This is a genomic window from Pseudomonas sp. R37(2017), assembly GCF_002113375.1.
Lineage (GTDB): Bacteria > Pseudomonadota > Gammaproteobacteria > Pseudomonadales > Pseudomonadaceae > Aquipseudomonas.
In genome coordinates this window covers 135,861-142,063 of sequence record NZ_NEHO01000015.1, presented here as the reverse complement: position 1 = coordinate 142,063, position 6,203 = coordinate 135,861, and the positions used below count along the sequence as shown (strand labels likewise).

Genomic DNA, 6,203 nt, shown 5'->3' with positions numbered 1-6,203 from the left:
CCACCACCACCACCACCACCACCACCACCAACAACAACAACAACAACTGTAGGAGCGAGCATGCTCGCGATGACGGACTAACATTCGAAGATGATGTCGACTGACACGCCGTCATCGCGAGCGTGCTCACTCCTACAGGGGTTATTTATGGTTTTCCTGGACGGTCACTGTAGCGGTGGTCCCCGCCCTCAAGTTGTGTTTACCGGCATAGTCGGCATCGATCTCGATCCGCACCGGCACCCGTTGCGCCAGTTTGATCCAGGTGTAACTGGGGTTGATGTTGGCCAGAAGGCGGCCGCCCGGCAGGTTTTCCCGGTCGGCGATGGCGAAGGCAATGCTCTGCACTTTGCCGCCGAACGTCTCGCCACTCATCAACTCGATCTTGACCCGGTCACCCTCCCCGATCCGTGGCAACTTGGTTTCTTCAAAGTAACCGCTGACATAGAACGATTTGGTTGACCGCTCAGACTGTCTCACCTGTCTGCGAGTGAACTGATGCCGACTGATTGCACGAGAAGGGAGCGGATAACCCAGACCAATTCCGTCACCTTGTGGATCAACGCTCCGCAGCTATTCTTTCCGGCTATGCGAGGAGTCGTATAACCCAATGCAACGGGCCGCCCGGGAGGGTGTCATGCATTTGTTTTACACTGATGTATCGCGTTTAAAAGACACCATCGAAATTGATGGATCACCTCTCTTGCTTGAAGGTGCACCGTACCAGTTAGCGGATGACCTTATAAAAGGCGCGATCAAAGTAATTGGTGTGTTCGACGGGCTCCCCTTTTATCTGGATGAAGCTGGGCACTTCGATCACGAATTGAGTGGATTTTTCAGCTTCGTATCTACAGATGGCGCTCGTAGTATCGGAACACTACGCGCCTATGCCGAGCAATTGGACATTTGGTTTCGCTGGTTGTTAGCACAGGGAAAAACGTGGCGTGAAGCCAAAAACCAAGACTTGCGCGCTTACTACCGAGTGAGACGTATGGTCGCTGGTGTTTCTCCAAGTACTTGGAACTTAGCTATGGCCGCCATTACCAGGTTCTATGATTGGGCGGTTTGGCAAAAGCTCATTTCCGAAACCCCGATTCCCTACAAGTGGAAACGAACGCTTTTGAATGGTGAGATCCACTTGGTCAAGCAAGGGGGCGCCATGCGCGACCGAGGCTCTGAGAATAGAGTCCGTTTTGTTACCGTCGAGCAGTTTCGAATCTTTGTAACAGGGCTACGCAATGTTGGTGGTTGTCGTTCAAGGACCTCCTCTCGAAATATTGTGTTATCCAAGCTTCTGATCCAGACAGGCATGCGCATTACGGAGGCATTAAAAATGCGCTATGACGAACTGCCTGATCCAGAGGATGCGCAGTTCACGCAGATGAAATCGGTACCCTTTCGGTTGAGGCGAGAAATAACCAAAGGAAAAAAGAGCAGGTTAATACGTATACCTAAACAGATACTTCGAGACATCCATCGTTACTGCCAGGACGAGAGGACTATTTATCTGGAGAGTCGCGAAGCGCATGACCCGCTGTTCAAGCCCCCAGAAGAGATATGGCTCAACGAAGAAGGTAATGCATTATCAAGGAATGCCGTCGAAAAGACATTCAAACGCGCGGCAATTGCCTCTGGTGTGGATTGTACTCCACACTTTCTACGTCACTCATTCGCGATCTATACCTTGTCAAAACTGATCCAGTTGATGGTGAACAAGACGCAAGAGGAAAACGTCTCTCTCGATAAACAGACCTACCTGCGAATCTGCGAGGACCCTGTCCGAAAAGTCCAACAGTTGCTCGGGCATGCTCAAATATCAACCACCTACAAATACCTTGATTACATCAATCTTCACGATAGGTTAACAGACCTTGCGATCAGCGAATGGTCAGCAGAGTTTTGCGACATCGAAGAATTGTTGTGCCAAGAGGAGGAGTGATGAAGGACAAGGCCGACCCACCCCTGCCTTCAGTACGTCAAAATCGGCTTACCTTCAAGGCGCTTCCCCAGGAAGATCCTTTGAACGCTAACGCGATCAGAGCGCTGCGTATCGAGCGCTCATTCCCGGACCGCGCCACGGGATGGATAGACCTCTCTGTGCTGGGCGAACGTTCCGGTTTAGCGCAGGCGCTTTTGATTGCCGTCGAACGGGCTGTCGACGTATGCCAGTCCCCATCCTCGATGCGCACCTACCACGACACTTTATGTGCATTCGCTAAGGTTATGCAGGCCCGCGAAGCGTCAGGTGCCAGCCCCATCAAAAAGCTTAGCGATCTTACGGTACCAGTACTGGAGGAACTGTCCGAAGGCCTCCTTTCTGTGACCGGTAGCAGCACCGGGTACCAGCGATTGAAACGGATGCAGCGATTCTTCCTAGAGATCGAGAACATTCATCCTGGTACTTATCCCGAAAATGTTCTTCAACACCTCTGTTTTGATTTTGGTAATAACAGACCGAAAAAAGCGGACCACAAACAACCTTATACCGATCATGAATTCCATCAAATTGAGAAAGCCTGTCGCGACGATATTAGAAAAACGGTTGTGCGCTTAGTTACGGATAAACAGGAACTTCGGCGACTGGGGAAAGACCCTCGAGAATATGGTTGGTCCACACTGGCGAATAAGGTCTGGTATCTGGAGAACGTGATCGCTGGGCGGTACGTTTCCTACAGTGAACTTCACAATCTAAGTAAAGGTGAATTTGGCAATATCACTGAGGCCTTTCGGGCAATTTACCCAACGCTGGAAGACATGCTGCCGTTCTATCTGTTGTTATGCATAAAAACAGGGTTGAATCCTGAGAGCGCTATGCGCCTTAAAAGAAACTGCCTCGACAAACAAAAGACCGCGGCGCATGAAACCCTGCTCCATTACGTTAAGTTGAGATCTGATGGGCCAATGACTCTACCCGTGCGAACCGAAGGAAACTTTAGTCCAGGAGGTTTAATACGAATGTATTTAAAACTTTCCCGTGACTGTGAATTCGTTAACGATAATTCACTATGGCTGGTAGCAAAACACAAGCGTGGTAATTTTATTTCATCACCCGCTGAAGTCACATTTGCCAGGGCTGTCTGCGCGTTTGCCAAACGACACAACCTTAAACACGACGATGGTACCCCTTTGCAGCTTCGCGCGGACCGACTGAGGACTACACGAAAGACACTTAGTTATCGGCACTCCAATGGCGATCTGCAGTTGGCAGGACACGACCACCGCAGAGACAGCACCACGGTTGAGTACGTCAATAACCGTATGAGTGAAGATGTCCATAATCGAGCCATCATGAATGGGCAACATCAGTTTCATGCATTTTTCTCGGGTGCGGTAGTGCCCGAAGGTAACAGCGCCGCCGAGGCAGCCTCAATCATTAAAACCGATATTGTTACAGCCGAAGCCATCCTCAACGGTCAACAGGAAATGCTAATTGCGGACTGTAAAGACATGTTTAACGCCCCGGGTGGTATACCGGGACAATTGTGCGGAAAGGTCTGGGCCTGTTTTGGCTGTCCCAACTCCATATGGACCAGTCGGAATCTCCCCAAAGTTCTATGGTATATGGATTTTTTCTTGGAACAGCGGCGTATGCTCTCGGAGCAAGAATGGGAAAAGAAATTCGGTTATCCCTACGCGCTTATCACCTCCTATATTCTGCCGGCGTTTTCCAACGAATCCATCACTTTGGCAAAGACTGCTGCAAAAGAGCTTAGCCCCTATGTGCCGCCTGAAATGAGGACATATTAAGATGGTTGTCAGCAGCGTTCACTCTCCTCTTCCCCGGGGTCAATCCTTGTCGCGACACGTCGAAGATTTGGCACCTGTTTCTAAGGTTTCACGATTTATCGATGATGTATGGGACTTCGAAAATGAGGTTCGATCCCCCAACGCCAGAACCCGGATCTATTGGCTCAAAATCTTCAGTCAGAACGAGAACGAAGTTATCGATACAGCGAATCATCAGTTTTACCGAACATTAAAGGAATTTGCTTATGCGCGAATTTTTGTAAGAGGTGCAGTATCAGGAGTAAAGAAAGTCAAAATTCAAACGGTCATCGAAGAGGTTTCATATCTCAGCATACTAGCTCGCTGGCTGGAGTCCGAGGGAAAATTGAGCTTTGCTGACACTACTCAACGTGATCTTGATCAGTATGTGGAGTGGCTGAAAAACGCACCCAAGCTTAACGGCGAAGGTACCCGGTCGTTCGCCTATGTGGTAACAGTAGTCCTTCCCATTCCAATTATGTTGCGTTACGCCCAATACATGGATTACGGCTTAAATTTCAGTCCTTGGAATGGCCGCGCGGTGACACGTGTCTTGGGTTATCAAAACACGGGGGAGAATCGGACTGAGATAATCCCAGACGAGGTAATGCAACCTTTATACAAGCTCTCAATACAGCTTACTCAAGCCGACGTCATTGACCCGCTCATCCGCGTGTTGCGCAAAGCGCCGCCTCGTCTATCCGAAAAGGTGTCCAACAAAGAAAAGAGTGAACGGTGCAAAAAATTCACTAAGCTGAGGTCTAAGTTAAAACGCCACCCTCTTTTCACTAACTTAGATGCAGGTGAAAGGACCAAATTTTACGACAACTGGCAAGATTTAGAAGCGGACATCGGAATTGTTTATGCCGCGTTTATGGTCATCATTGCCGGGTTGTCCGCCATGCGGGATAGCGAAGTGCGGTCGCTCGGTCCAAACTCGACGACCATCGAATACGACAGCGCAGGACAACCCAAAACCTATCGAGTCACGGGCCGCACGTTCAAAAATGCTGAAGAAGATATTTCCGATGAAATCGGCGGCGAAGAGCGGACGTGGGTGGTCATCAAAGAAGTTCATGACGCACTAAAGGCTCTGGAGAAGTTGGCGACCGCCGACCCCGCTTTTGATAAGATCCGATTGTTTTCCCGTTTTGGCGCCAACAGCACCACCACGAATAATCTGAGGCGCCTACTTGCCCTGGCCAAAAACAGCGATGGCTCTCCCGTGGTTAATGCAGATGGTAGCCAATGGGCACTTAAAACCTCCCAATTTCGGCGATCGCTGGCCCGATGGATCGTCTGGCAGCCGTTTGGCATCATCGCGGGCAAAAATCTATTCGGCCATGCTCGCATCACCACCACACAAGGCTATGCCGCCAGTGACCCCAGTTGGAACAAACTCGTAGCCCAAGAGGAGGCTGCCCTGATCGATGAGGTCATGACTGACTTGGCCTATGAGGTGTCGGAAGGTGCTGTCGCGGGGATCAAGTCCAAGGAAATCCTTGAATTGTTCGGTTCGGCAGGGGACCGGCGATTTGATGATGTCTTGTTCTATCTAAAGCACAATAAAAAAACATTTCACGTGGGACCTTACAGCTACTGTTTTTACGACCCCGATCGTGCAGCTTGCAAGCCGTATGCGCCGGCGGATAAGCCGAACCAACCGATTACTAGTTCTTGTAGCCCAGATCGGTGCGCCAACGCATGCATCTCTCGACGGCATTTACCTGCGTGGCAAGTGCTGGCGAGTGACCTTGGAGCGATGCTGCGCACAAAAGGAATAAACGATGCACAGAAAGAGGTGTTAGAACGGGAGCATAGGCGTATCGAATCAATCATAACTCCGTTGCTGCACGGATCAACGCCGCCAAACTCAGGTGATGCTATTGAGGGTTAAGCATGAAGAGGACAGACCAGACGAGGCAAAAGCTGATCGATGCGATGGATCGAATCATCCGCGGCTGCCCGGTTCGAACTGACGCCAAGCTGACGCCCAGTAACGTAGCAAGAGAAGCCAGTGTTGGCAGAGCCACGTTGTATCGTTTCCCGGACGTCTTGGCCGATATTGCTAGCGCCCAAAGCCATCTCTCTGAAAGCGAACCATCGAATCTCATGGACCAGATAAAGCGTCTCAAACACGAGCTTGAAGAACTGCGACGAACGGAAAACGCCAAGGCCAAAACATATAAGGAGGTGGCAGTACGGTGTGCACAGCATATTCAGGCATTGGCATTGACAGTGCGGCTGCGCGATGAGGAAGTGGCACAGCGGGATAAAATCATCGCTGAATTGCGAGCGACCCTACTTCTCGGTGGAAAAATGCCTTCAGTGATCAGTGGTCGGCCAGAGTAAAACAATTAGCAGGACAGGTTCTGCGATGGCAACATTGCAGCCCGAAGGCTGAAAACTGTCCGCAACCAATTCACCTGTTAGTCATTCCA

At 50.3% G+C, this 6,203-nt stretch carries 4 protein-coding genes and 1 pseudogene; 4 read left to right on the top strand and 1 reads right to left on the bottom strand.

Going from position 1 to position 6,203, the window contains the following annotated elements:
- Nucleotides 1-141: 141 nt before the first annotated feature.
- Nucleotides 142-450 (bottom strand): annotated as a pseudogene (locus CAG47_RS21755) (HlyD family secretion protein); the annotation flags it as partial.
- A 184-nt stretch (nucleotides 451-634) separates the two neighbouring features.
- On the opposite strand from CAG47_RS21755, the gene CAG47_RS21750 reads away from it, so the two are divergent.
- The 4 genes from CAG47_RS21750 to CAG47_RS21735 are packed head-to-tail and all read left to right on the top strand — an operon-like array spanning nucleotide 635 to nucleotide 6,114.
- Nucleotides 635-1,936, top strand: coding sequence for a tyrosine-type recombinase/integrase (locus tag CAG47_RS21750; RefSeq protein WP_158091329.1), 1,302 nt, complete (start codon nucleotides 635-637; stop codon nucleotides 1,934-1,936).
- Nucleotides 1,936-3,744: a hypothetical protein gene (locus tag CAG47_RS21745; RefSeq protein ID WP_085727249.1), complete on the top strand. Its 1,809-nt coding sequence runs from the start codon at nucleotides 1,936-1,938 to the stop codon at nucleotides 3,742-3,744. Before CAG47_RS21750 ends, CAG47_RS21745 begins: the two co-directional genes overlap by 1 nt.
- 1 nt (nucleotide 3,745) lies before the next feature.
- A complete protein-coding gene (locus tag CAG47_RS21740; protein WP_085727247.1) occupies nucleotides 3,746-5,659 on the top strand; it encodes a hypothetical protein in 1,914 nt (637 codons plus the stop codon).
- Nucleotides 5,660-5,661: 2 nt separating this feature from the next.
- Nucleotides 5,662-6,114, top strand: a complete 453-nt coding sequence (locus tag CAG47_RS21735) for a hypothetical protein (protein WP_085727245.1) — start codon at nucleotides 5,662-5,664, stop codon at nucleotides 6,112-6,114.
- Nucleotides 6,115-6,203 lie beyond the last annotated feature (89 nt).

Coding starts and splice junctions, on each gene's coding strand:
- CAG47_RS21750 (WP_158091329.1), top strand. CDS start 635: ATGCATTTGTTTTACACTGATGTATCGCGTTTAAAAGACACCATCGAA.
- CAG47_RS21745 (WP_085727249.1), top strand. CDS start 1,936: ATGAAGGACAAGGCCGACCCACCCCTGCCTTCAGTACGTCAAAATCGG.
- CAG47_RS21740 (WP_085727247.1), top strand. CDS start 3,746: ATGGTTGTCAGCAGCGTTCACTCTCCTCTTCCCCGGGGTCAATCCTTG.
- CAG47_RS21735 (WP_085727245.1), top strand. CDS start 5,662: ATGAAGAGGACAGACCAGACGAGGCAAAAGCTGATCGATGCGATGGAT.